We start from the raw sequence: 24,043 nt of genomic DNA, 5'->3' as shown, positions 1-24,043 counted from the left end.
GCACCGGCGCGATGGGGGCGGCGGCGACGGGCGCGACAGGCTCGGCCTCCATGTCGGCCATGGGGACCGGCGCCGGGCCGGTGACGATGTTCGGCTTGCGGCGGGCGCGCGGCGTTTCGGTGCCGTCGGCGCCGTCCGCGGGAATGATGAGGTTGGGCGAGGGCGGCAGGAAGGACGCGGCCCAGGCCGGGTCGGCACCGAGGGCCGGGCGCTTCTCCGCCTTCGCCGGCGCTTTCTCCGGAAGGGCCAGCACGGGCGCGGGGGCAGGGGGCAGCGAGTCAGCCTCGCGGGTCGGCGGGAGCAGCTTCTTCTCCAGCTTCTCCGCCTTCTCGCGCTCGCGGGACTCCTTGAGCGCCAGCTTCGCGGCGGCGGCTTGCTCCTTCTCCTGCTGCTTCGACAGCCGGAATGCCTCCTCCGCCATGGCCTCGGCCTCGGCGGCCTCGGCCTCTTCGGCCAGGCGCTCGGCTTCGGCGAGCTCTTCCTCGTCGGCCTCGAGCTGCGCGAGGAAGGCGGCCTCCTCCAGCTTCTCCTGGGCGGCGCGCTCCTGGCGCTCCTGGTAGGCCACCTTCTGCGCCTCCCAGAACACGTTGGCGGATTCCTGGATGCGGCGGCCCACCACGCACATCCCGGCCCAGGCCAGCGAGCACAGCTTGAGGAAGGTGTACTGGGTGCCCACGATGAGGGCGGCCGCGCTGATGGCCGTCACCAGGATGACGGTGCCCACCGTGGAGAACAGGCCGGACATGATGCCGCCCAGGCTGGCGCCCAGTGCGCCACCCGGTGGGTGCGCCCAGCCCTTGTCACCGGCGAACATCAGCTGCGCCAGCACGGACACGCTGACCGTCAGCAGCGCCAGGCTGATGATTTGCGGTCCCCGCTTCCGGTCCCGGCTGCCCACGAAGAGCACCATGGCCGTGTAGATGCCGCCCACTGGGATGAGGTAGGCGCACACGCCCAGCAAGCCGCGCAGCGACTCCGCGATGAGGTGCCCCATGGGGCCCACCGCGTTGTTGAAGCCCGGGCCCACCCGGTCCTTCGCGTCGAAAGTGGCCACCGCCAGCAGGGCAATCAACGACGCCGCCAGCAGGAACACGCCGGTGATGGCTCGGGTCGTGACGTCTCCGCCCTTGCCGGCCTTCATCCGCTTGTCCGCCAGCGCCCTGCGGCGCGTCGCGATTTCCTGCCGGGACAAGACCGCCTTCTCCGCCCGACCCTTCTTCGCCGTCATGTCCGTCTTCCCTCTGCGCGTCTCAGCCGCGTAGCGGGCTGTAGCAATGCCCGCAGCGAGTGTAGGGAGGGCGGGGGACCGGTCAATTTTCCAGCCCAGGACGGGGAACCTACATTTCGGCTGCACCCCTCCCCAGAGGGGGTATGGTGCCGCCCAACATCGCCGCCCGGGCGCGCATGCCGCGCGGCGGCGGGACTTCGTGGAGGAACATCACATGGCCGACGCCCGTACCGACAAGCCGTCATCCACCGAGGAGGAGTACTTCGCCCGGGAGGAGATTGAGAAGAAGCGCAAGCTGGCCCTGGAGCAGGCCGCGGCGAGCGCGGCGCAGCAGCGCGAGGAGCTCAAGAAGCTCCACTGGATGAAGTGCCCCAAGTGCGGCATGGACCTCCAGACGCTGAAGCAGGGGAATGTCGAAATCGAGACCTGCTTCAACTGCCACGGCATCTTCCTGGACGCCGGGGAGCTGGACCAGTTGGTCGCCCAGCACGGCCACGAGGGCAGTGGCAAGGTGATGGGGGCCATCCTCAACCTCTTCAAGAAGAAGTAGGCCGCCGTGGCGCTCACGCTCGAGCAGGTGCGCCATGTGGCCACACTGGCGCGGCTGTCGCTGACTCCGGAAGAGGAGCAGCGCTTCACCACCCAGCTGTCCGCGGTGCTGGACGCGGTGGAGCAGCTCCAGTCGCTCGACGTGGAGGCCGTGGAGCCCACTTCCCACGCCACGCTCACGTCCTCACGGCTGCGTGAGGACGTGACGCGGCCGTCCCTGCCGCCAGAGAAGTCCCTGGCCAACGCGCCGGCGAAGTCGGACACGTCCTTCGCCGTGCCGAAAATCATCGAGTAGTCCCGGAGGTTCCACGCCATGCAGCTCACGGACCTCACGATGCTGGAGCTGGCCGCGAAGCTGGCCGCGGGAGAGGTCTCCTCCGAGGAGGCCACCCGCGCGAGCCTGGCGCGCATCCAGCAGGTAGACCCGAAGGTGCGCGCCTTCTTGCGCGTGGATGAAGCCGGTGCCCTGGCCGCCGCTCGCGCCAGTGACGTGCGCCGCAAGTCGGGCAGTCCCGCCAGTGCCCTGGACGGCGTGCCGTTGGGGCTCAAGGACATCTTCCTCACCGAGGGCGTGGAGACCACCGCCGGCTCGCGCATCCTGGAGGGCTTCGTTCCGCCCTATGACGCCACGGTGGTGCGCCTGCTGAAGGAGGCGGGCCTGCCGCTGGTGGGCAAGCTCAACATGGATGAGTTCGCGATGGGCTCATCCAACGAATCCAGCGCCTTCTTCCCCAGCCACAACCCGTGGGATGTGTCGCGCACGCCGGGCGGCTCGTCTGGTGGCTCGGCGGCGGCGGTGGCCGCGCGCGAGGTGTTCGGCGCGCTGGGAACGGACACGGGCGGCTCCATCCGCCAGCCCGCGGCGCTCACCAACACCGTGGGGCTGAAGCCCACCTACGGCCGGGTGTCGCGCTTTGGCGTCATCGCCTTCGCTTCGTCGCTGGACCAGCCGGGCCCCATGACGCGCACGGTGGCGGACGCGGCGGCGCTGCTCCAGGTGATTGCGCGGCCGGATGCGCAGGACGCCACGTCCGCGGGCGCGCCCGTGCCGGACTATTCGGCGGACCTGGAGGCCGGCGTGCGGGGCCTGAAGCTGGGCGTTCCGCGCGAGTACTTCACCGAGGGCATGGACCCGGAGGTGGAGGCCGCGGTGCGCGAGGCCCTGCGCGAGTACGAGCGTCTGGGCGCGACGCTGGTGGACGTGTCGCTGCCCCACACGAAGTACGCGCTGGCGACGTACTACCTCATCGCGCCCGCGGAGGCGTCCAGCAACCTGGCTCGCTACGATGGCGTGCGCTTCGGCCTGCGGGCGAAGGACGCGCGCAGCCTGCGGGACGTGTACGCGCTGACGCGGGAGCAGGGCTTCGGCGCGGAGGTGAAGCGCCGCATCATGCTGGGGACCTTCGCGCTGTCCTCCGGCTACTACGACGCCCACTACCTGCGCGCGCAGAAGGTTCGCACGCTCATCCGCGAGGACTTCACGCGGGCCTTCCAGCAGGTGGACGCGCTGCTGTCGCCCACCTCGCCGGTGCCGGCCTTCAAGCTGGGTGAGAAGGTGGAGGACCCGCTGTCCATGTACCTCATGGACATCTACACGCTGCCTTGCAACCTGGCGGGCCTGCCCGGCCTGTCAGTGCCCTGCGGCTTCACGAAGGCGGGCTTGCCCGTGGGCCTGCAGATTCTGGGACGGCCCTTCGACGAGGCTGGCCTGCTGCGCATTGCCCGCGCCTACGAGCGCGAGCACGACTTCTTCCGCCGCTCCGCGCCCCTGTAGGGCCCTCGAGCGTCCGCCCTGGTGACACCGCCATGCCCGTGAGCGATTTCCAGCCCGTCATCGGCCTCGAGGTCCACGCGCAGCTCCTCACGCAGTCCAAGATTTTCTGTGGCTGCTCCACCGCGTTCGGCGCCGAGCCCAACCGCAACACCTGCCCGGTGTGCCTGGGCATGCCCGGTGTGCTGCCGGTGCTCAACCAGCGCGTGGCGGAGTTCGCCGTGCGCACGGGCCTGGCGCTGGAGTGCACCATCCGCCCGACGAGCGTGTGGAGCCGGAAGAACTACTTCTATCCGGACCTGCCCAAGGGCTACCAGATTACGCAGTTCGACCAGCCCATCTGCGAACACGGGCGGCTCGTCATCGACACGCCGCAGGGCGAGAAGGCCATCCGCATCCTCCGCATCCACATGGAAGAGGACGCGGGCAAGAGCGTGCATGACGCCGGTGGGGGCCAGAGCCTGGTGGACCTCAACCGCGCGGGGGTGCCGCTGCTCGAAATCGTCAGCCAGCCGGACCTGCGCGACGCGGACGAGGCGGTGGAGTACCTCAAGGCGATGCGGGACGTGCTCGTCTACCTGGGCGTCAACGACGGCAACCTGGAGGAGGGGAGCTTCCGCTGCGATGCCAACGTGTCGGTGATGCCGAAGGGCTCCACCACGTTTGGCCAGCGCTGCGAGCTGAAGAACCTCAACTCGTTCCGCTTCCTCAAGCAGGCCATCGAGTACGAGATTGCCCGGCAGGTGGACGTCATCGAGTCGGGTGGCAAGGTGGTGCAGGAGACGCGCCTGTGGGACGTGAACAAGGGCGTCACCCGCTCCATGCGCAGCAAGGAGGAGGCGCACGACTACCGGTACTTCCCGGAGCCAGACCTGCCACCGCTGCACGTGAGCGCGGAGGCCATCGACGCCGCGGCGAAGGCGCTGCCGGAGCTGCCGCGCGCGAAGCTCCAGCGCTTCACCAGCCAGTACGGACTGCCCGCGTATGACGCCCGCATCCTCACCGCCGAGCGCCCGCTGGCCGACTACTTCGAGGCCTGCGCCGGGCACTACAAGGACTACAAGAAGCTCTCCAACTGGTTCCTCGGAGAGCTGATGCGCCTGCTGAAGGAGGAGGGCACGCCGCTGTCCGCGCTGCGCTTCACGTCAGCACAGCTGGGGGAGCTGCTGGGCGCTGTCGACCAGGGCATGGTGTCCGCCAACGCGGGTAAAGATGTGCTCGGGGAGATGTTCCGCACGGGCAAGGCGCCCGCGGACATCATCGCGGAGAAGGGCCTGGCCCAGGTGAGCGACACCGGCGCCATCGAGGCGGTGGTGGACGACATCCTCGCGAAGAACGCGGGGGAGATTGAGAAGTACCGCGCCGGCAAGAAGCAGGTGTTCGGTTTCTTCGTGGGCCAGGTGATGCGGGCCATGAAGGGCAAGGGCAACCCCGCCCTGGTCAACGAGCTGCTGAAGAAGAAGCTCGGCGACTAAGGCGTGCCGTGTGCCGGGGTGGGGACGATGGCGTGCACCACGTCCTCCTCCTGCGTCGTCTGGGCCTGGGCGAGCACGCGCACGTCGCCGGAGGCCGTGCGCTCCAGGATGTGTGAGGCGGCTTCGAAGGTGCCGCCGAGCAGACTGCCCACCTGCTGTGCGCTCACCACGTAGCGCACGTTCCGGAGCGTGCGGAGCTGTGCGGGCAGTCCTTCGTGTCGCCAGCGCTCGCCTTGGGCAGAGTGTGCCCACGGCCCGGCGTGGATGGCGGGATGGGCGAGGACATCCACTCGCATGGCGTCGAGGTACTGCGCGCAGGGGGCGAACCAGGGCTCGTCGCGGGTATGCGGCTGGGCGAAGCCGTCATAGCCGATGAGGGTCGCCAGCTTTCCGAAGGGCGTCTGGAGCACGGCCAGGTCCTCCGGGCGGCCAGGGCTCAGGTGCAGCCCGTCCTCCCAGGAGGGCACCAGGTTGGCCTTGCGCGCGGCCGCGACGCAGTTGCCTTCGGGCGAGAAGGTGTAGCTGGTGTTGTAGGTGCGCGCGCTGAAGGGTTCGAAGTCCGGCGAGCCCTCCCCCCGGCGGCCGGCGGGCAGCAGCGCACTGCCCGCCACCACCCACAGGCCGAAATCCCGCGCGATGCCAGAGAAGGTGTTCCACAGCGTCCGGTGCACGAGGGGCGCTCGCGCGGCGTAGATGCACTCCGTCAGCGACGGCGGCCGGAAGTCGCTCCAGGCATTCCACACCCCCCAGGCCTCGGAGAGGCGCACGCGTTTCAGTGCACCTTGGAGTGAGGTGCTTTGCCGCACGCGGTGCATGTGGCCCAGGAACAGCAGCGGTGCCCCCACCGACTCCGGCCACACGACGAGCGCTGGGGAGCGCGGCTGGCCGGACGCATCCCGGGCGCGCAGGGCATCCACCTTCGCGGCCAGCGCACGGTGTCGCGCGGCGAAGGCTGCCGGAGAGGCGTAGTCCTCCAGCGAGACGCGGGGCTGGAGGGCGAACAGTTCGACGAGGTCGGTGGCCGTGTCCACGGTGCGTTACTTCAGCAAGCCATTCTCGCGCAGCCGCTGCTTGAGGAAGGCATCCGCGGTGATGGGCGCGTGGCGCGCCGGGGTGTCCGCCGTCTGGGTGCAGGGCAGCGCCTGGAGCACGCAGTCCGCATAGGGATGGACGAAGAAGGGCATCGAGTAGCGCACCGTGTCCTCTTCCTTGCTGCGCGGGTTCACCACCCGGTGCGTGGTGGCGGGGATGATTTCGTTCGTCACGCGGCTGAGCATGTCGCCCGAGTCGACGACAATCTGTCCGCGCAGCGTGTCCACCGGCAGCCACTCCCCGTCGCGGGTGAGCAGCTCCAGGCCGGACGCCGTGCCCTCGCAGAGCAGGGTGATGAGGTTGATGTCCTCATGCTCGGCGGCGCGCACGCCCCCGGGGATGAAGCGCTCCTTCAGCGGCGGGTAGTGGATGAGCCGCAGCACGGAGTTGCCGTCCGTGGCCATGCCGCTGAAGGTGTCGCGCGCCACGCCGAAGTACTCGGCCAGCGCCTGGAGCATGACGCCCGCCGCGCCATCCAGCGCGTTGAAGAGCGACAGCGTGTGCTCGCGGAAGGTGGACACCTCGGTGGGCCACACGTTGGGGCCGTAGAGCGCGTGGTACTTGTGGTCAGGTGGCAGCTCGCGGCCCACGTGCCAGAACTCCTTCAGGTCTCCCACCTGGCGGTTCTTCGCGTGCTCCTGACCGTAGCCGATGTAGCCGCGCTGGCCGCCGTGCCCCGCCTGGGCGTACTGGGCCTTGGTGGCCTCGGGCAGGGCGAAGAAGCGCTCCACGTCCGTGTACGTGCGGCGGATGAGGCCGTCGTCGATGCCGTGGCCTTCCACCGTGACGAAGCCGAACTCCTTGATGCCGTCGCCGAACACCTGCACGAAGCGGGCGCGCTCCTGGGGCGTGCCCGTGCGGTAATGGGACAGGTTGACGACGGGGATGCGGCGCTGGGTTGGCGACATGGCGCCGCACTTTAACCACCGTGATGGATTGTCGGCACGCACAGCGTCCGCCAGAGGACCCTGTTCTGCGACCATGGCTTCGAGGGTGCGGCACCAGCGGACATCTGCCCTCATCCCCCGTGGAAGTCAGTGCTCCCGGAGTCCATGTTGGCGGGCAGGTTGGGGGGAGGCGGATGCCCGAGGTGAGCAGCGGTGGTGGGTGTGGGGCGTGTGGCCGGCGGCATGGGGCGGATGCCTCGTGTCCGACGCTGGTGCGCGCGGACGTGCGGGCCGGGGGAACGGCGCGTCCCAGGTGCGCCCCCGTGGTCGAGGCGCAGGACCCTCTGGTGGGCGTCCGGTGCGGCAGCTTCCGGCTGGTGCGGCGCCTGGGCCGGGGCGGCATGGGGGCCGTCTACCTGGGCGAGCACGTCTCCATTGGCAGCCGGGTCGCGGTGAAGGTGCTGCACGCGCACCTGACGATGTACCCGGAGCTGGTCCAGCGCTTCCATGCCGAGGCGCGGGCGGTGAATCTCATCGGCCACGAGAACATCGTGAGCATCTTCGACATGGATGCCACGCCGCCGCGCCCCTACCTCATCATGGAGTTCCTGGATGGGGCTCCGTTGTCCGCGTGGGTGGGGACGCCCCTGGCCGCGGGCGCGGTCGTCTCGGTGCTGTCGCAGGTGTGCGACGCGCTCCAGGCCGCGCATGCGCGAGGCATCGTCCACCGCGACCTGAAGCCGGACAACATCTTCCTGGTCCGGCGCAAGCGCAACGCGCCCTTCGTGAAGGTGCTGGACTTCGGCATCGCCAAGCTGGCGGACGCGCACATGCCCCAGACGCACGCGGGCATCATCGTGGGGACACCCGAGTACATGGCCCCCGAGCAGTCCCTGGGGCGCGGCGTGGATGGCCGCGCGGACCTGTACGCGCTGGGCGTCATCGCCTACCAACTCCTCACCGGCCGGCTTCCCTTCAACGATGAGGGACTGGCCGCGCAACTGGTGGCCCATCAGCTGCGGCCACCGCCGCCCCCCAGCTCCGTGTACCCGGCCGTGTCCGCTGCGTTGGAGCACGTCATCCTTCGCGCCCTGGCCAAGAAGCCCGAGGACCGATACGCCTCCATCGCGGCGTTCCGGAACGCGTTGCAGGTGGCGCTCGCCGAGCACGTGCGCGTGTCGGCGCGGAAGACGAGTCCCGGAGGTCTCGCGGTGCTCGAGCGGGCGCCCGTCGCGCCAGACATGCCCACCGAAGGCCCGTCGCGGGGGCGGCCTGGCGTGGACGCGCGGGCGGGGCAGGTGCCTTCATCGCTCGCGAGCACGGCCCAGCGGCGTCTTGCCCCCGCCGTGCCGGCGGCGCCCCGAGCCTCCCTCGTGGAAGTGCCGGTGCAGGTCGTGCTGCGGCCAGGGGAAAGTGCTGTGCGGCTCAGGGGCAGTGGCCTCTCCCGGGGCGGCTTGTTCCTTCACGGTGGGCGCGTACTGCCGCCGTTGTGCTCGCGGCTTCCCGTGGTGCTGGAGCTGGCGTCCGGGCCCCTGTCGGTCATGTGTGAAGTGGTGCGGGTCGTTCCGCCCGCGCAGGCGCGCGTCTGGGGGATGCCCACCGGCTTCGGCGTCCAGTTCGTGGAGGCCACCGCCGTGCTCAAGGCCGCCGTGGATGCGCTCCTCCAGGGCGAGCCGGTACGTGCCGTCCCGCAAGTGCCGCTCACGGAAGACCCGGCCGTGGCGCGCTTGCTGGAGGCCTGGCGTCAGCGCTCGGCGGGGGACGCGTATGCGGTGCTGGCGCTGGAGCCTGACTCGGACATGGGCACGGTGCGCCTGCGGACCCGCGAGGCCTGGCGCTCGCTGGAGTCCCTGGAGCAGCACTCGCTGACGCCTCCCCAACGCGCGCAGGTGGATGCGTTGCGCGTCCGCGTCCGCGAGGCGGCCGAGGCCTTGGGCGCCACGGTGCAGCGGGCCCTCTACGATGCCTGGCGCGGCAATCATCGCGGGGTGGCGAAGTGCCTGGAGGCGGGGCTCACGGCCGAGCAGTTGGAGTCCCTGCGGCGGGAGTTCCTGGCGCGCAGGCCCCAGGCCATGGGCACGGCGCGGATCCACTTCCAGTCTGGTGGCGCGCTGGAGCGCGACGGCCAGCTCTCCCAGGCGCTGGATCAGTACGAACGAGGGCTGAAGCTCGCGCCGCTGGAGGTGGACATGCTCCAGCGCTACCGCAGGCTCCGCCGGGTGCTGGGCGGGCGGGCGCCAGCGCCCGCCGGACATGACAGGGCCCGGTCCCCTTGAAGAAGGCGCCGGGCCCAGGAGCACTTCCTGGATGGAAGGCCACTTGAAATTACGGCTCTTCGTCCAGGTCCTCCAGGGAAACAGCGGTCCGGCAGGCCTGGCTGAGCCCGTAGACTTGTGCCGCGCAGCCGAACAGCTCACCAAAGTACTGCATCTCGTTGCCCTCGGAGCAGGTGTTGACCCTGTCCAGGCACTTGATGGCTCCCTCTATCTTTTCCTTGTCGCTATCGGTGCACTTATCGAGGCCGCGCTTGCATTGCTGGATGGCGGCGTCCAGCTCATTGTCCGATAGCCCAGTAACTCCACAGTCACGGCCCTTTTTGTCGACCTCGTTGCTGCTGTTGTGCAGGTCTTCGCAAAGGTCATCATCGCCACCGCCACAGCCGGTGCCGAAGGCAAGGGCGCTGCTGGCGATGAGGCCGATCAGGAGCTTCTTCATGGTAGTCCCCCTTTGGACGAGGTTGTCGGGCTGGCGCGCGAAAGGGCGGCCGAAAGCCCGGGTGCTGAGTTAGCATTGACCCAGGGGGCGGGTAAACGGCCAGGGAGCGGCGGTCTGATCCTTCAACCACCTTGACTCCCCAGGGTATCTCCCGTAAATCCCGCCGCCTTTGGCGCGATTGGATGGTCCACCCGTCCGAAATGCGCGGTCGATTCCACGGGTTGACCCAACCCGACAGATGACAGGGGTTTGACGATGTACGCAGTGATTCGCACGGGCGGGAAGCAGTACCGCGTCGCCGAGGGCGATGTGGTCCGGATCGAGAAGATCGCGGGCGACGTCGGGGCCGAAGTGACCTTCACGGAGATTCTGCTGGTCGGTGGTTCGGAGAGCCCGAAGGTGGGCCAGCCGACCGTTGCCGGCGCGAAGGTCGTGGGCAAGGTCCTGGCGCAGGACAAGCACCGCCGCGTCCTCCACTTCCGGAAGGAGAAGGAGGGCTGGACCCGCCGCCGCGGTCACCGTCAGCCGTACACCGAGGTGAAGGTCACCTCCATCGCCGGCTAGTCCGGGCGGTTTCACCTCAAACTTCAGGAGCACGGTGTCATGGCTCATAAAAAAGGACAGGGTTCTTCGCGCAACGGTCGCGATTCCAACCCGCAGTATCGTGGCGTGAAGGTGTACGGCGGTGAGACGGTGTCGGCGGGCAGCATCCTCGTTCGCCAGGTCGGCACGGTCATCCACGCCGGCGCCAACGTGAAGCTCGGCCGCGACTTCACCCTCTACTCGGTGGTGGACGGCGTGGTGAAGTACGAGCGCCTGGGCCGCGACCGGAAGAAGGTTTCGGTCTACCCGGCCGCCGCTGAGCAGGCGAGCGCCTGACGGCTGGCTGGCCCTTGAGGCCGGCAACCGTGCGGCACCCACGAGCGGGTCGCTTCTCCAGTCCACGCGCCCTTCCGGCAGCGGGATGCGAGGGCGGCCCGCTCTTTGTTTATCCAGGAGTCCCAGATGAAGTTCGTCGACGAGGTCCGCATCTTCGTGAAGGCGGGGGATGGCGGCAACGGCGCCGTCTCGTTCCGGCGGGAGAAGTACATCGAGCGCGGTGGCCCCAATGGTGGGGACGGCGGCAACGGGGGCTCCGTCGTCTTCGTGGCGGATCCGCAGCTCACCACGCTGCTCGACTACCGCTACCAGCAGCACCACCGCGCCAGGAATGGCGAGCACGGAATGGGCAGCGACTGTAACGGTCGCGCCGCCGAGGACATGGTGCTCAAGGTGCCCGTGGGCACGCTGGTGAAGGACGCCAACACCGGGGAGCTGCTGGTCGACCTGAGCGAGACTGGCCAGCGCTGGGTGGCGGCGAAGGGCGGGCGCGGTGGCCTGGGCAACATGAACTTCGCCACCTCCACCCGGCAGACGCCGCGCTTCGCCCAGGATGGGACGAAGGGCGAGGAGCTGACGCTCCGGCTGGAGCTGAAGCTGCTGGCGGACGTGGGCCTGCTGGGCTTCCCCAACGCGGGCAAGAGCACGTTCATCTCTCGCGTGAGCCGGGCGCGGCCGAAGGTCGCCGACTATCCCTTCACCACGCTGGTCCCCAACCTGGGCATGGTCCAGTACAAGGACGGCCTGTCCTTCGTGATGGCGGACATCCCCGGCATCATCGAGGGCGCCAGCGAGGGCGTGGGCCTGGGGCACCAGTTCCTGCGCCACGTGGAGCGGTGCAAGGTGCTGATCCACCTCATCGACATGGGGGCGGAGGGCGAGGGCCGCTCGCCGCTGCACGACTTCGACGTGCTTAACGCGGAGCTGGGCAAGTACAGCCCGGAGCTGGCGTCCAAGCCGCAGGTGGTGGCGGCCAACAAGTTGGATCTGCCCGACGCGCAGGCCCGGCTGGAGGGCTTCACGGAGGCGCTGCGTGAGCGCGGCATCCGTGTGTATCCCGTGTCCTGCGCCACCGGCGAGGGCATGCAGCCGCTGATGGACTCCGTGGCGGAGGTGCTGTTCACGGGACGCACCGAGAAGCTCCACGTGGAGATTCCCGCCAAGGCGGCTCGAGTGGGGAAGGCCAAGACGAAGGTCGCGGAGAAGAAGGCGTCGGCTTCCTCGGCGGGCGCCGCGACGGCGAAGAAGGCTCCGGCTCGCAAGGCGGGCGCAGCTGCGGCGACGAAGTCTGCGACGAAGAAGTCTGCGGCTGCGAAGAAGGCCGTGACGAAGAAGGCTCCGGCTCGCAAGGCGGGCGCAGCGGCGAAGACGTCCGCAGCGCGCAAGGCGGGCACTGCTGCGGCGAAGAAGTCCGCGGCGAAGAAGGCCTCGACCCGCAAGTCGGGCACTGGGACCGCGAAGAAGGCCGCGTCGAAGAAGGCCCCAGCTCGCAAGCCGGGCACCGCGCCCGTGAAGAAGTCCGCCGCGAAGAAGGCATCCGCGCGCAAGAGCGGCTCGTCGGGCAAGGCCGCCGCGAAGAAGGCATCCGCGGCCACGAGGCGTGCTCCGGCGCGCAAGTCGGGCGGCGGGAGGAGCTGAGTCCATGTCGGGTGGTGGTGCGCGCTACGAGCGCTATGAGCGGGAGCAGTTCGAGCCGGAGCAGTTCCTGCTCGACGTGCGCAAGGAGAAGATTGATCGCGTCGTCAGTCACCGGACGCGCAACTTCACGGTGGTCCTGGACCGGCTGGAGGACAGCTTCAACATGGCCGCGGTGCTGCGCACCTGCGAGTCCATGGGCGTTCAGGAAGTCCACATCATCATCAACCCGGAAGCGCCCTTCGTTCCCAACTCGAGGGTGGCCCAGGGCTGCGACAAGTGGCTGGACGTGAAGCTGTACAAGACGTTCGCCGAGTGCCGCGAGCACCTGAAGTCCCGTGGCTTCTCGCTGTATGCCTCCGCCATCCAGGAGGGGGCCACCAGCCTCTACACCCTGCGTTTCGACGGGAAGATGGCGCTGGTGTTCGGCAACGAGCGGCGCGGCGTGAGCGAGGACGTGCTGGCCGGCGTGGACGGCACGTTCTGGGTCCCCATGAAGGGTTTCAGCCAGAGCCTCAACATCTCCGCCGCGGCGTCCGCCTGCATCAGCCGGGCGATTGCCTGGCGGGACGAGCACCTGGGCCAGTCGGGGGACCTGTCTCCCGAGGATGCCCAGGCCCTGCGCGAGCGCTTCTACGTGCTGGCCATCAAACAGAGGAAGCGCCTGTTCAAGAAGGCCCCGTGAATGCCGGGGCTCAGGCCCCGTCGGGATGGGTTAGATGGAGGTACGCCATGTTCTTCGAAGCCCTGCTCGCTACGCTCCTGTCCGCCCCTGCCACCCCTGCCGCCACCCCGGTGAAGCCCGCTCCGACGGTTCAGGTCGCCGCGCCCGCGCCCGCGGCCCCCGCCGCCGCGAAGCCGATGACGCCGGAAGTGAAGTCCCTGGTGGACCGGATGCAGGCCTTCTACGAGAAGACCGGTGACTTCCGCGCGGGCTTCCGCCAGGACTACAAGTACAAGACCTTCCGGCGCACGCAGACGTCCGAAGGCACCGTCACGTACAAGAAGCCCGGCCTGATGCGTTGGGAGTACCTGAAGCCTTCGCCGCGCACCTTCGTGCTGGCGGGCAACAAGGTGTACGCGTACGACCCGGCGGCGCAGAGCCTCACCGTGGCCAACGTGGACACCAGCCAGCTCTCCGCGTCGGTGACGTTCCTCTTCGGCCAGGGAAAGCTCGCGGACGAGTTCAACATCACCAAGGGCGCCTGCAAGGACTGCAAGGGCACGCTGCTGGTGTTGGATCCGCTGAAGAACGAGCCGCGCTTCCGCCAGGTGCGCCTGGAGGTGGATCCATCCACGGCCCAGGTGCTCAAGAGCACGGTGGTGGACCCGGACGGCAGTGAGAACACCATCTCCTTCCTCAACCTGAAGACGAACGTGGGCCTCGACGCGGACAGCTTCAAGCTGGACGTGCCGGACGACACTCGCGTGGATGACTTCACGAAGGCGAAGAAGCAGTAACCTGCGGAGCGTGCGTCGCGCGTTTCTGCTGATGGGGTGGATGGGGCTGGCCGGGACCGGGTGCCATCGGGAACCGGCCGCCAGCGCCGAGCGTCCGCAAGGATTCCACGGTCAGACGCTGCCGCTGCTGGCCTCGCCCGCGCTGCGGCTCACCGTGGCGGGCCAACTGGGGACGCGGCCCGTGCCGGTGGTATTGGACGTGGCGCGGCCACTCTCGCTCGTGTCGCGAGGCTGCTTCGACGGCGCGCTTCCCGCCCCCGAAGGCACCATCCGCGCGCCCGAGCCCGCGGGAGGTTTCCGCTCCTGGCCCGTGGTGCCCTTGCCCGCCTTCTCGGTGGGCCCGGTGCGGTCGCCTGTGCGCACCGCGGGCTTGTCCGGTGAGAAGGTCTGCGCCGTGACGCTGGGCGCGGATGTCCTGGAGTTCTACGCGCTCACCGTGGACCCACTGCGGCGGGAAGTGACCTTCACCACCTCTCGCCCGCGCGCGGACTACGTCGCGGAAGCGGCGGCCACGGAGGCCTCGCGCGAGGTGCACGTGGTGGAGCTCAGCCGCGAGCCGCTGGGCGATTGGCCCCTGCTGGCCGCGCGGATGACGCAGGGCGGAGCGGAGCTCACGGGGCCCTTCGTCCTTGGCTCGCGCGAGCCCTTCTCGCGAGTGTCCGTGCGGCTCGCCGAGGCACAGGGGCTTCAGCCGCTCGAGACGGCCGCCAACCTGCCGCCGCGAACCTTCGCGCTGGACGCAGTGGAGGTGGCCGAGGGGCTGGGTGTCCGCCCGCTGGTGGTGGAGGCTGCTGGGCGCTGGGACTCGCCGAGCAGCCTGGGCCGCCTGGGGCCGGATGTCTGGGGCCGCTTCACCGCGACGCTGGACGCCAAGGGCGGGGCCCTGGTGCTGCGGCGCCCCCGCGTCCGGTCGCCAGAAGGCTCTGCCACCAGCCATTGTGCAGCGCCCGATGGCTCCTTCCGCGAGGAGGCTTGCTACGGCCTGCATGTGCGGCGTGAGCCGGATGGCAGCGTCTCGATCAGCGGCGCCGTGTACCGGGACCTGCCAGAAGGAGGGCGGCTTCACCTGGAGCCGCTGGGGCCGGACGGGCAGAAGCTGGTGAGCGGCTGTGGCGTGGGGCTGAGCTTCCCTTCCACCAGCAGGGGCCTGGCGACGCAGCACCGCGTGCCCTGGCGCTCGCTGGCGCAGTCGCTGCCTGCCTGCCATGCGGCGCTGTCCACCGCGCGCGACTTCACGCTGGGCCTGTTCGAGGAGGGCCGCCAGCCCGAGTGCCCCACGGCCTGTGCCTTCGTCACGGAGACGGCCTCTCGCCGCACCGTGTGTGAGTGTCAGCCCACGCCGCTGGGTGAGGGCGTGGCCATGCCGGCGCGAGGCGCTCCCTCGCGTGAGCCCCCGCCTGAGGAGCGGGAGCTGGAGCCGGAAGACCCCCGTTAGCGTTGCCTGGACAGGGGCGGGGGTGCTGCGCTCTCCTCTGGCGCACATGCGCCCGTCTCCCACCGAGTTCGACCGTCAGTACACCGAACAGCGCCGCTCCATCGAGCTGGCCCGCCGCTACCTGGAAAAGGAGGGCGTCTCGCGGATGTACGACGCACTCTCCAAGGAAGTGGAGCGGGGTCGGTTGTCCGTGCAGGACGCAAGTGGCGCCATCCGCTTCGGATTGCTGGCCGTCATCGAACGCGTCGCGGAGCGCGTGGGCCACACGCACTACGTCGACATGTTGAAGGACGAGGAGATGCTGAATGCGCTTCGCTCCTCGCTGGACGACATCTGCCGGCGCAAGGGCGTGGACACCTTCGAGTTCCGCCAGCAGTGGGCCCATACCAACCTCCAGGCCGTGCTGCGTGACTGGCACCTGGTGGTGCACGAGGAGCGGGGCCGGCAGCGCTACGAGGTGGCGGCGGACCTGGCCCGGCGCCTGGTGAAGGAGACGCCGGGAACGGTGCTGGCGGAGACGCTGAAGTTGCCCTCGGACGCGTTCGTGTTGCTCGTGTCGCCCGAGGCGGGGCTCGTGGGCCTCGGTCCGGAGGGTGCGCCCGCCCCCGTCACCGAAATCTACGCGGTGGAGTCGCCCGCGCCCGAGGGCAAGGCGTGGTTCCTGTGGCTCAGCATGCGGGACGCGGGGAACCGCGCGGCCCGGGCGCTCATCAACGTCTACCTGCAGGACGGGAAGACGCTGGATGACGCCATCGCCTTCACCCGGGAGCAGGGCGGCCCTCAGCAGGACGCGGGCTGGGAGGACTGCTGCCGGCTGCTCGCGGGCGTGGCGCGGCACCTGGCCGACGGTGGGCCCGTGCGCGAGGTCTGGTACGACGCCACGGCGCGCGAGCTCCACGAGAAGCTGGCGGCGACGCCGAAGTCGGCGAAGGCGGACCGGGAGAAGCTGCGCGAGCGCCTGCGCGCCGTCAGCCCGGGGCGCACCCTGGTGCTGGAGGAGCCCTCGCGCTGAGGGCTCCCGCGGCGTCCGGGGCCTTCGCGCCTACTCCGCGCGAGGGGCCGGACGCTGCATCACCGACACGGGCAGCGGAGCCGGGTGCGCGTCGCGCGCGGTGTGCTCGCGCTGCTTCGGGTCCGGGCGCTCCACCACGCGGGCGACCAGGTCGTAGTCGTGGGCTTCCGTCACCTCCACGGTGACAATCTCCCCCGGGTACGCCAGTCCGTCGTTGATGTAGACCATGCCGTCGATGTCCGGCGCCTGGCCCTGGTGGCGGCCCACCAGCAGGTGCTCCGTCTCCGGCGCGGGGCCTTCCACGAGCACCTCCAGGCGCTTGCCCACGAGCTTCTTGTTCTGCTCGCGGTTGATGCGCTTCTGGATGGCCATGACCTCGCGCCAGCGGCGCTCGATGATTTTCTGCGGCACCTTGTCCGGAAGGTCGTAGGCGGCGGTGCCCTCTTCGTCGGAGTACTGGAAGACGCCCAGGCGCTCGAAGCGCTGCGTCTTCACGAACTCCTTCAGCATCTCGAAGTCCTCTTCCGTCTCACCCGGCAGGCCGACGATGAGCGAGGTGCGCATCACCAGGCCGGGCACGCGCTCCCGCAGCTTGGTCAGCAGGCCCTTGAGGAACTCCGAGTTGCGGCCGCGCTTCATGGACAGCAGCAGCTTGTCGCTGACGTGCTGCACGGGCATGTCCAGGTAGCGGGCAATCTTCGGCTCCGAGGCCATCACCTCGATGAGCTCGTCCGGGAAGATGCGCGGGTAGGCGTAGTGGAGGCGAATCCACTTCACGTCCACCTGCACCAGCGCCTTGAGCAAATCATGCAGCTTCGGCCGGCCCGGCAGGTCATGCCCGTAGGCCGTCAAATCCTGCGCGACGAGGTTCAGCTCCTGCACGCCGCTGTCCGCCAGCTGCTTCGCCTCGGCGACGATGTCGTCGATGGGCCGCGAGCGCTGCCCGCCGCGCAGGGTGGGGATGATGCAGAAGGCGCAGGCGTTGTCGCAGCCCTCGGAAATCTTGAGGTACGCCGTGTACTTCGGCATCGAGTTGATGCGCGGCGTATTGGCGTCGTGGATGTAGTCCGGATCCGGAATCACCTGACGCGGCGAGGCCTCGGCGGCCAGCAGGTCACCAATCTGGGCGTAGGCGCTGGTGCCCAGGAAGTGGTCGACCTCCGGCATCTCCTTCGACAGCTCCTCGCCGTAGCGCTGGGACAAGCAGCCCGTCACCACCAGCGTCTTGCAGGCGCCGGACTTCTTCAGCTCGGCCATCTCCAGGATGGAGTCCACCGACTCCTGCTTGGCGGGACCGATGAAGGCGCACGTGTTGACGACGATGACCTGGGCGTCGGACGCCTCCTGCACCAGCGTGTAGCCGCGGTGGCGCAGCGTGCCCAGCATCACCTCGGAGTCCACCCGGTTCTTCGGGCAGCCGAGGGTCATCATGTACAGGCTCTTGGGGGTGGTGGTTTCCACTGCGTCTACCGCTTTCCGAGTTCGGTTCGCGAGAAGTGGGTCCCACTCCAGGCGAAGTTGATGGACGTGCCGTTCGAGTAACGGATGGACAGCACGCCCTCTTCTTCCAGTTCCACCGACGACGTGCGCCCCAGCGCGCAGGTAGCGGCCGGCCACTCGAGCACCCGGCGCGCTGTCTTCCCGGTCACCAGGTAGAGGCCCAACCGCAGCTCGTCATCGGCGTCACATTGACCGGCGACGGCATACGGATTCTTCCCGGTCACGACCGTGACGATGCGTCCGCCGTCCTCCAGGGTGAGCGTATCCGGCACGTTCAGGTCCACGGACGAGGGAACGACGGCGTCCGGTGCCACCAGGCCGCGCAGCGAGGCAGGCGTCAGCTCGTCGTCCGCCTGGGCCCAGGCCGGGTAGCTCATGTAGTCCCAGCCCAGCAGCCCGTCCTCCCTGGGCTCGAGCGAGGTGACGTTCTCCGGCAGCTTCAGCTTGAGGCCCTTGCGAGGCTCGTCCGGCAGGCGCAGCGCGTCACCCACCATGGTGCCGCTCTGGCAGTTGGAGATGGACGTGGCCTTGCCATCCGCGCTGTCCCGGTCCTCGTAGGTGAGGCACAGGTCCATCACCAGCGGGTCCACGGCGGGAAAGCGGGGGAAGGCGCGCACCGGCACCGACGCCATCAGCAGCAGCGTGTTGCCCTGGCGCTGCACGGCGGCCGTCACCAGGTCCTGCGCGAACTGCGGCGTGCCGCTCTCCGCCCCGGACGCGCGCTTGCCATCGAAGGCGAAGCGCCACGTGTAGCCGCTGGCGGTGGGACCGGTGCCCGGGAAGTAGAGGGACAGGGTGAGCAGGTCCCCGGCCTGGAGCTGGTCGTCGGTGGCTTCCACGCCGACGTACAGCGTGTCCTTGCGCGCGCCCACCTTGGCGGTGAACGAGGCGGTGGCGCCCTCCACGGCGACGGGCTTGAGCACCATCGGCGACGCGAAGGCCTTGAGCCCACCCTGGATGCGCGGGGGCTTGGCGAGGGAGGGAACCGGCTTGGAAGGACGGTCCGCCTGGGCGGACGCCACGCCCGGGGCGCAGAACAGGAGGCAGAAGGACAGGGCGGCAGCGCGCATGGGCCTCTTCAATCGCGGAAGTTGGTGAACTGCATGTCCAGCTTCAGCCGGTCCTGCTCCTTGCGGAACAGGGCGATGGCCGCCTGGAGGTCATCCCGGTTCTTGCCCGTGACGCGAAGCTGGTCGGCCTGGATGGAGCCCTGGACCTTCATCTTCGAGTCCTTCAGCAGCTTCACCAGCTCCTTGGACTTCTCCACCGGGATGCCCTGCTGGAGCTTGATGGTCTGCTTCACGTTGTGAAGGCCCGTCTTCTCGATGTCGCCGTACTCCAGGGTGAACAGGCTGATGTTCCGCTTGGCCAGCTTCGTCAGGAGGACTTCCTTGGCGGCCTGGACGCGGTCTTCGCTGTTGGCCTTCACGGTGATGGCGGTATGGTCCGGGGCCAGCACCACGTCGGCATGGGCGCCCTGGAAGTCGTACCGCGTGCTGAGCTCCTTCTTGGTCTGGTTGACCGCGTTGTCGAGCTCAGCGAGGTCGATTTTCGAGACGACGTCGAAGGATGGCATGGGCAGCGGCCCTTACCATACCTACACCCGGACGACCAAGGGCACCACCAGGGCACGCTTGGACGTGTACGCCTTGAAGGCCCGGCGTACGACCCGGGTGAGTTCCTCTCTCACCAGGGCGTCATCGCCCCGGAGGGCGGGGGACAGTTCCTCGAAGAGCGCTCGCGCTTCCTGGGCCACCCGGGGGAGCTGTGCCTGTTCGTCCACGGACAGCCCCTGTCCGGACAACTGGGGCCCCGCCACCAGCTTCAGGGAGTCCCGCTGGATGACCACCACCGCGGCCACCAAGCCCGTCTCCGACAGCCGGATGCGCTCCTGGAGCGTGTCGGACGTCACCAGGCCGGGGCCGAACCGGTCCTTGAGGATGCGTCCGGACGGGACGCTGCCGGTGAAGCGCCCCCGGCCTTCCTCGAAGGTGACGACGTCGCCGTCCTGCGCCAGCAGACACTGGGCGGGCTCCAGGCCGGACTCGCGCGCGGTGAGCAGGTGCTTGTGCAGGTGGCGTCCCTCGCCGTGGACGGGGATGAAGTGGGCCGGGCGCACCAGGTCCAGCACGCGCCGCTGCTGGGGCTGGCTGGCGTGGCCGGAGACGTGGATGCCCGGCTCCACCTGGGCGTAGGCGACCTTCGCGCCGCGCCACTGGAGCGCGTCGATGAGCGCGCCCACGGAGCGCTCGTTGCCGGGGATGGCCCGCGAGCTGAGCACCACCAGGTCGCCGGGATTCAGCCGCACGGGGCCGTCCCCCGACGCGAGCTGGGACAGCCCGGCCCGGGGCTCGCCCTGGGCGCCGGTGGTCAGCACCAGCACCCGCTGCGCGGGCAGCGCCGGCACCGTGTCCACGTGGACGAAGAGCGAGTCGGGCACGTCCAGGTAGCCCATCTCCCGCGCCATCTCCACGTTGCGCAGCATGCTGCGGCCCTGCAGGGCCACCTTGCGCCCCAGCCGCTCAGCCAGCGCCAGCAGGTGCCGCACCCGGTGGAGGTTGGAGGAGAAGAGGGCGACGATGATGCGGCCGGTGGCGCCCTGGAAGAGGCGCTCGAAGGTCTGCTCCACCACGCGCTCGCTGCCCGTCTCCTCCGTCACCTCGGAGTTGGTGGAGTCGGAGAGGAGGCACAGCACGCCTTCCTCGCCGGCCTCGCCCCAGCGCTCCAGGTCCGTGCGCAGCCCGTCGATGGGGTCCGGGTCCAGCTTGAAGTCGCCGGTGTGGATGAGGGTGCCTTCGGGCGTGCGCAGGATGTAGCCCACCGCGTCCGGCACGGTGTGCGTGACGCGGCTGGCCTCCACGCGGAAGGCCGTGCCCACGGGGAAGGGCTCGCGCGGCTCGATTTCGCGCAGGTCCGCCTCGATGCCCAGCTCCTCCAGTCGGTGGCGCGCCATGGCCAGCGTGAAGCGCGTGCCGTAGACGGGGACGGGCACCTCGTTGAGCAGGTAGGGCAGGGCGCCCAGGTGGTCTTCGTGGCCATGGGTGAGCAGCACGCCCTTGAGCTGCGCGGCGTTCTGCTTCAGGTGGCTGAAGTCCGGAATGATGATGTCCACGCCGGGCATCCCCGCGGAGGGGAACATCAGCCCGGCGTCGATGAGCAGCATCTCCCCACGGCAGGCGATGACCATGGAGTTGAGGCCGATTTCGCCCAGGCCGCCCAGGGGAATGACGTGAAGCATTGGGTGAAGTCTAGCGGTGGAAAGTGACGGAAGCCCCCGAGAATGGGCGTGAGCCGCGTCCGCCTGTCTGGCGGCCCTCGGGGTGACTTCATCAAATGCGGATGGAGCGCGCCCTGGCTTTATCGCGTTCCCGCTTGAGGATGTGTGTGGAGGGGCGTGATTTCGGTAGATGTGGGCCCTGACTGTGGCTCAGCGCCGCCGGCGCCGGAGGTCCTGGAGCCAGTTGCGGACGGAGCTGGCCTCCAGGGCGTAGGTGGGCTCCTCGGCTGCGTAGAAGTGCAGGGCCTGGTTGGCCAGCCCCCGGGCGCGGGGCCCATCCTGCTTCACCAGCGTTTGGGCCAGGGCGAAGCGGGTGCTCGCGAGGTCCTCGGCCGGGCCCGGATGGGCGGTACGAAGCGCCAAGGCGCGCTCCAGCGTGGCGCGGGCCTCGTGGCTCTTGCCCAGGGCGTGCAGGGCCAGGCCCAGCGTGGTGAGCGGGCCGGCCGTGTCCAGGTGGTCCTTCTGGAAGGCCTCGTAGGCCGCGATGCTCCGGCGGGCGTAGTCCATTGCGTCGCGCGGCTTTCCCTCGCGCAGGGCCAGCGCCCCGAGCAGGGCCAGGTCGGTGGCGGTCTCCGGATGCTCGGGGCCGTAGGCCTTCAGGTCCACCGCGAGCGCGCGCTCGCGCAGGGGGCGGGCCTCTGCGTTGCGGCCGAGCGCTTCCAGGGCCTCCGCCAGGTTGTTGAGCGGATAGCTCAGCGTGGCGCTGTCGTGTCCCAGCGACTGCTCCTCCAGGTGGATGGCGCGCTGGAGGTAGGGGAGGGCTTCCTCGAAGCGGCGGACGATGACCAGGTGGTAGCCCATGGCGTTGGCCGCCATGGCCGTCTGAGGGTGGTCCGGACCGAGCACGCGCTCTGTCGTCTCCAGCACGCGGTGCAGCAGGCCCATGGCGCGCTCCGTCTCGGGCGTGCGGGACAGGGCCGCGGCCTGGTTGCGGAGCGACTCCAACGTGAGCAGGTGCTCGGGCCCCAGCTCCTGCTCGCGCAGCGTCGCGGAGCGGCCAAAGGCCTCCACTGCCTGGGCGTACTGGCCTCGGAGGAAGGCGTTGCGGCCCAGGCTCGTCTGGAGCAAGGCCTCCAATTCGGAGGCACCGCCCGCGCGCTGGATGGACGCGCGCGCCTGCTCCACCGTCCAGGACTCCAGGGTGGGGTCGGAGGAGACGGCGGTCACCAACCGCGCCGACGCGCGCGCCGCCAGGTGGTCATGGCGGTGCGCCTGCGCGGTGAAGAGGGATTCCCGCAGGGCCGCGGCGGCGCGAGCGTCATCCCCCGCGACGAGCCCGAGCCGGCCCTCCAGCTCCAGCGCCTCCGCCAGCACCGGCCCGTAGCCGAGCTGCCGCGCCTCGGACAGCACCGCCTTCGCTTCTTCCTGCGCCTGGGGGTAGCGGCCGGCGTCCACCAGGGCCGTGGCCCGGTCCACCCGGGCGCGCAGGGCCTCCACCTGCTGCCGCTGCCCCTCGGGCTCCGACAGGCCCCGCCAGAGCGCGTCCACGTCCGCGCAGGCGGAGATGGGAGGCAGTCGCTGGGCCGCGTCCGGTGCGGCGTTCAGCGCCTCCGCATCCGTCTGCGCGAGCACGCCTGTCAAGGCCACCAGGGCCGAGTGGCGCCGGTCCAGGCACGCCATGCGCAGCGCGAGCACGTGGTCCGACTGGTGGCCCTGAACCCGGGTGGCCTCGCAGGCCTCGCGGTGCATGCGCGTCCAATCGTGCGCGAAGCCATCCAGGGTCGTCGCCACGCGTTCGAAGGCGGCGGAGGCGTGGACCTTGCCCGTGGCGGCGAAGGCCTTCTGGATTTCCGCCCGGCGTGCCGTGTCCCAGACGCCGGTGAGCCGGGCCTCGGCATCCGGACACGGGCCGTCCCGCTGCGAGCCCACCAGCAGCCAGGTGACGGCGACCACGCTGTTGAGCAGCATGGACGCGGCGGCCACCGCGCCACGGCGGCGCCAGGCCGCCAGCGGGTCCGCGCCCAGTGCATCCAGCAGCACGCCCATGGACGGGAAGCGCGCTTCGGGAGCCGGGGCCAGGCCCCGCGTCACGGCGCGCAGCACCCACGTGGGGACGCGGCTGCCCCGAGGCGGCGGGCGCACGCGGCCGGCGCGGGCTTCCTCCAAGTAGTCATCCGGGCGCTTGCCGTTGAAGGGAAGCTGTCCGTAGAGGGCTTCGTAGAGGGACGCGCAGAAGCTGAACTGGTCCCCGCGCGCGTCGATGCGCCCATCTTCGTGCTGCTCGGGCGGCATGTACGCGGGCGTGCCCATGACGAGCCCGGCCTCGGTGAGCGCCGTCTGGAGCAGGTCTTCCGGGGCGAGGCGCGGCAGCGCGGGCGTGGTGCCCCGGCCCGCCTCGGCCGCGTCGAGGTCCGCGGTGGTGCGGGCCAGCCCGAAGTCCGTCACCTGCGCCCGGCCCTCCTTGCTGACCAGCACGTTGGCGGGCTTGAAGTCCCGGTGGACCAGACCCGCGGCATGTGCGGCGGCGAGCCCTCGGCCCGCCTGGCGGAAGATGTCGAGCACCTCTCGCCAGGTGCGGTGCTCGGCGCGGAGCCAGTGGCGCAGGGACAGTCCGTCCACCCGCTCCATGGCGATGAAGACGCGCCCCGCGAACGTGCCCGCGTCGTAGACGGAGACCACGTTCGGGTGAGACAGCCGCGCCATCGCCTGGGCTTCGCGAAGCAGCCGGGACGAGCCGTCCGAGCGCGCCGCCGGGTTGGCGTCCGGGTGCAGCAGCTTGATGGCCACGCGCCGGTGCAGCTCCGGGTCATAGGCACTGTAGACAGCGCCCATGCCACCCGCGCCCAGGGTGTCCAGGATGTGGTAGCGGCCCACGCGAATCTGGGCCGAATCCCGGGGCTCGGTGTCCTCGACATCCTTGCGCGCGGAGGGGCGGCCCGACTTTCCACCCCCGGGACTCGCCAGAAGCGGCCTGGCCGGCGAGGGCGCCAGGGGCATGGACAGGGTGACGCGAGAGCCGCGTCCCTCCGCCGCGTCCGGGGCGGAGAGCAGCCGGCCGCCATGCGGGAGCACATGGGCGCCCGCGAAGCTCTTGGGGCTCGCGCTGGGACCAGGCGCGGCGTGCGCGTTGGGCAGGATGCGCGCGCTCAGGTCCTGAGGCGGCGCGGGGGGCGGAATAGGGCGGATT

General features: G+C 69.9%; 21 protein-coding genes. 12 read left to right on the top strand and 9 right to left on the bottom strand.

Annotation, left to right across the window (positions count from 1 at the left end; genetic code table 11):
• On the bottom strand, positions 1-1,228 hold a 1,228-nt coding region (locus FL344_RS33655; protein ID WP_194863352.1), incomplete at its 3' end, for a DNA translocase FtsK 4TM domain-containing protein.
• A gap of 214 nt (positions 1,229-1,442) precedes the next feature.
• Between FL344_RS33655 and FL344_RS33650 the strand changes: the two genes are divergently transcribed.
• From FL344_RS33650 to gatB, 4 genes are read left to right on the top strand one after another with little or no spacing between them, the layout of a single operon-like run.
• Entirely contained in the window at positions 1,443-1,778 is a 336-nt protein-coding gene (locus tag FL344_RS33650; protein WP_026113821.1) for a zf-TFIIB domain-containing protein, read from the top strand.
• A gap of 6 nt (positions 1,779-1,784) precedes the next feature.
• Positions 1,785-2,072, top strand: coding sequence for an Asp-tRNA(Asn)/Glu-tRNA(Gln) amidotransferase subunit GatC (gene gatC / locus FL344_RS33645; protein ID WP_011551578.1), 288 nt, complete (start codon positions 1,785-1,787; stop codon positions 2,070-2,072).
• Between the two features lie 18 nt (positions 2,073-2,090).
• Positions 2,091-3,551: an Asp-tRNA(Asn)/Glu-tRNA(Gln) amidotransferase subunit GatA gene (gene gatA, locus FL344_RS33640; RefSeq protein ID WP_141621393.1), complete on the top strand. Its 1,461-nt coding sequence runs from the start codon at positions 2,091-2,093 to the stop codon at positions 3,549-3,551.
• 32 nt (positions 3,552-3,583) lie between these two features.
• On the top strand, positions 3,584-5,023 hold the full coding sequence (gene gatB / locus FL344_RS33635) for an Asp-tRNA(Asn)/Glu-tRNA(Gln) amidotransferase subunit GatB (protein WP_141621392.1): 1,440 nt from the start codon (positions 3,584-3,586) through the stop codon (positions 5,021-5,023).
• Here gatB and FL344_RS33630 read toward each other — a convergent pair.
• Together FL344_RS33630 and FL344_RS33625 are read right to left on the bottom strand one after the other, a co-directional pair.
• A complete protein-coding gene (locus FL344_RS33630) occupies positions 5,020-6,054 on the bottom strand; it encodes a carbon-nitrogen hydrolase family protein (RefSeq protein WP_141621391.1) in 1,035 nt (344 codons plus the stop codon). The two genes, gatB and FL344_RS33630, sit on opposite strands and share 4 nt — an antisense overlap.
• Positions 6,055-6,060: 6 nt before the next feature.
• Positions 6,061-7,023 (bottom strand): isopenicillin N synthase family oxygenase, encoded by a 963-nt coding sequence (locus FL344_RS33625; protein WP_011551582.1) that lies wholly within the window; start codon positions 7,021-7,023, stop codon positions 6,061-6,063.
• Between the two features lie 173 nt (positions 7,024-7,196).
• Here FL344_RS33625 and FL344_RS33620 point away from each other — a divergent pair, with 173 nt between their 5' ends.
• Entirely contained in the window at positions 7,197-9,278 is a 2,082-nt protein-coding gene (locus FL344_RS33620) for a serine/threonine-protein kinase (RefSeq protein ID WP_194863351.1), read from the top strand.
• A gap of 49 nt (positions 9,279-9,327) precedes the next feature.
• Here the strand turns inward: FL344_RS33620 and FL344_RS33615 are convergent, their stop codons facing one another.
• On the bottom strand, positions 9,328-9,717 hold the full coding sequence (locus tag FL344_RS33615) for a hypothetical protein (RefSeq protein ID WP_141621390.1): 390 nt from the start codon (positions 9,715-9,717) through the stop codon (positions 9,328-9,330).
• 255 nt (positions 9,718-9,972) lie between these two features.
• On the opposite strand from FL344_RS33615, the gene rplU reads away from it, so the two are divergent.
• The 7 genes from rplU to FL344_RS33580 all read left to right on the top strand — a co-directional run bounded on the left by rplU (position 9,973) and on the right by FL344_RS33580 (position 16,139).
• Complete coding sequence (gene rplU / locus FL344_RS33610) at positions 9,973-10,281, top strand: 50S ribosomal protein L21 (RefSeq protein ID WP_026113820.1); 309 nt, start codon at positions 9,973-9,975, stop codon at positions 10,279-10,281.
• A gap of 39 nt (positions 10,282-10,320) precedes the next feature.
• Positions 10,321-10,596 (top strand): 50S ribosomal protein L27, encoded by a 276-nt coding sequence (gene rpmA / locus FL344_RS33605; protein WP_011551586.1) that lies wholly within the window; start codon positions 10,321-10,323, stop codon positions 10,594-10,596.
• A gap of 126 nt (positions 10,597-10,722) precedes the next feature.
• Positions 10,723-12,234, top strand: a complete 1,512-nt coding sequence (obgE, locus tag FL344_RS33600) for a GTPase ObgE (protein WP_141621389.1) — start codon at positions 10,723-10,725, stop codon at positions 12,232-12,234.
• Positions 12,235-12,238: 4 nt separating this feature from the next.
• Complete coding sequence (locus FL344_RS33595) at positions 12,239-12,916, top strand: RNA methyltransferase (RefSeq protein WP_090484423.1); 678 nt, start codon at positions 12,239-12,241, stop codon at positions 12,914-12,916.
• Positions 12,917-12,963: 47 nt separating this feature from the next.
• The gene (locus FL344_RS33590; protein WP_141621388.1) at positions 12,964-13,692 is read left to right on the top strand and encodes an outer membrane lipoprotein carrier protein LolA; all 729 of its coding nucleotides are present in this window, start codon (positions 12,964-12,966) and stop codon (positions 13,690-13,692) included.
• Positions 13,693-13,702: 10 nt separating this feature from the next.
• Complete coding sequence (locus FL344_RS33585; RefSeq protein WP_228565560.1) at positions 13,703-15,127, top strand: hypothetical protein; 1,425 nt, start codon at positions 13,703-13,705, stop codon at positions 15,125-15,127.
• 22 nt (positions 15,128-15,149) lie between these two features.
• A complete protein-coding gene (locus FL344_RS33580) occupies positions 15,150-16,139 on the top strand; it encodes a hypothetical protein (protein WP_141621386.1) in 990 nt (329 codons plus the stop codon).
• Between the two features lie 30 nt (positions 16,140-16,169).
• Here FL344_RS33580 and rimO read toward each other — a convergent pair whose 3' ends face one another.
• The 5 genes from rimO to FL344_RS33555 all read right to left on the bottom strand — a co-directional run bounded on the left by rimO (position 16,170) and on the right by FL344_RS33555 (position 24,042).
• On the bottom strand, positions 16,170-17,600 hold the full coding sequence (gene rimO, locus FL344_RS33575; RefSeq protein ID WP_141594023.1) for a 30S ribosomal protein S12 methylthiotransferase RimO: 1,431 nt from the start codon (positions 17,598-17,600) through the stop codon (positions 16,170-16,172).
• 5 nt (positions 17,601-17,605) lie between these two features.
• A complete protein-coding gene (locus tag FL344_RS33570) occupies positions 17,606-18,709 on the bottom strand; it encodes a hypothetical protein (RefSeq protein WP_194863350.1) in 1,104 nt (367 codons plus the stop codon).
• Between the two features lie 8 nt (positions 18,710-18,717).
• On the bottom strand, positions 18,718-19,215 hold the full coding sequence (locus FL344_RS33565) for a YajQ family cyclic di-GMP-binding protein (RefSeq protein ID WP_141594025.1): 498 nt from the start codon (positions 19,213-19,215) through the stop codon (positions 18,718-18,720).
• A gap of 21 nt (positions 19,216-19,236) precedes the next feature.
• Positions 19,237-20,877, bottom strand: coding sequence for a ribonuclease J (locus FL344_RS33560; RefSeq protein ID WP_141621384.1), 1,641 nt, complete (start codon positions 20,875-20,877; stop codon positions 19,237-19,239).
• A 189-nt stretch (positions 20,878-21,066) separates the two neighbouring features.
• Positions 21,067-24,042, bottom strand: a complete 2,976-nt coding sequence (locus FL344_RS33555) for a serine/threonine-protein kinase (protein ID WP_228565559.1) — start codon at positions 24,040-24,042, stop codon at positions 21,067-21,069.
• Position 24,043: the final 1 nt, after the last annotated feature.

This window comes from Myxococcus sp. AB036A, assembly GCF_006547355.1.
Classification (GTDB): Bacteria; Myxococcota; Myxococcia; order Myxococcales; family Myxococcaceae; genus Myxococcus; species Myxococcus virescens.
This window is presented reverse-complemented; position numbering and strand designations above follow the sequence as displayed.

Bases quoted from the DNA above. Each gene is read 5' to 3' on its own strand.
- FL344_RS33615 (WP_141621390.1), bottom strand. From the start codon at position 9,717: ATGAAGAAGCTCCTGATCGGCCTCATCGCCAGCAGCGCCCTTGCCTTC.
- FL344_RS33625 (WP_011551582.1), bottom strand. From the start codon at position 7,023: ATGTCGCCAACCCAGCGCCGCATCCCCGTCGTCAACCTGTCCCATTAC.
- FL344_RS33650 (WP_026113821.1), top strand. From the start codon at position 1,443: ATGGCCGACGCCCGTACCGACAAGCCGTCATCCACCGAGGAGGAGTAC.
- FL344_RS33595 (WP_090484423.1), top strand. From the start codon at position 12,239: ATGTCGGGTGGTGGTGCGCGCTACGAGCGCTATGAGCGGGAGCAGTTC.
- gatB (WP_141621392.1), top strand. From the start codon at position 3,584: ATGCCCGTGAGCGATTTCCAGCCCGTCATCGGCCTCGAGGTCCACGCG.
- FL344_RS33570 (WP_194863350.1), bottom strand. From the start codon at position 18,709: ATGCGCGCTGCCGCCCTGTCCTTCTGCCTCCTGTTCTGCGCCCCGGGC.
- FL344_RS33620 (WP_194863351.1), top strand. From the start codon at position 7,197: ATGCCCGAGGTGAGCAGCGGTGGTGGGTGTGGGGCGTGTGGCCGGCGG.
- rplU (WP_026113820.1), top strand. From the start codon at position 9,973: ATGTACGCAGTGATTCGCACGGGCGGGAAGCAGTACCGCGTCGCCGAG.
- obgE (WP_141621389.1), top strand. From the start codon at position 10,723: ATGAAGTTCGTCGACGAGGTCCGCATCTTCGTGAAGGCGGGGGATGGC.
- gatA (WP_141621393.1), top strand. From the start codon at position 2,091: ATGCAGCTCACGGACCTCACGATGCTGGAGCTGGCCGCGAAGCTGGCC.
- FL344_RS33590 (WP_141621388.1), top strand. From the start codon at position 12,964: ATGTTCTTCGAAGCCCTGCTCGCTACGCTCCTGTCCGCCCCTGCCACC.
- rpmA (WP_011551586.1), top strand. From the start codon at position 10,321: ATGGCTCATAAAAAAGGACAGGGTTCTTCGCGCAACGGTCGCGATTCC.
- FL344_RS33565 (WP_141594025.1), bottom strand. From the start codon at position 19,215: ATGCCATCCTTCGACGTCGTCTCGAAAATCGACCTCGCTGAGCTCGAC.
- FL344_RS33560 (WP_141621384.1), bottom strand. From the start codon at position 20,877: ATGCTTCACGTCATTCCCCTGGGCGGCCTGGGCGAAATCGGCCTCAAC.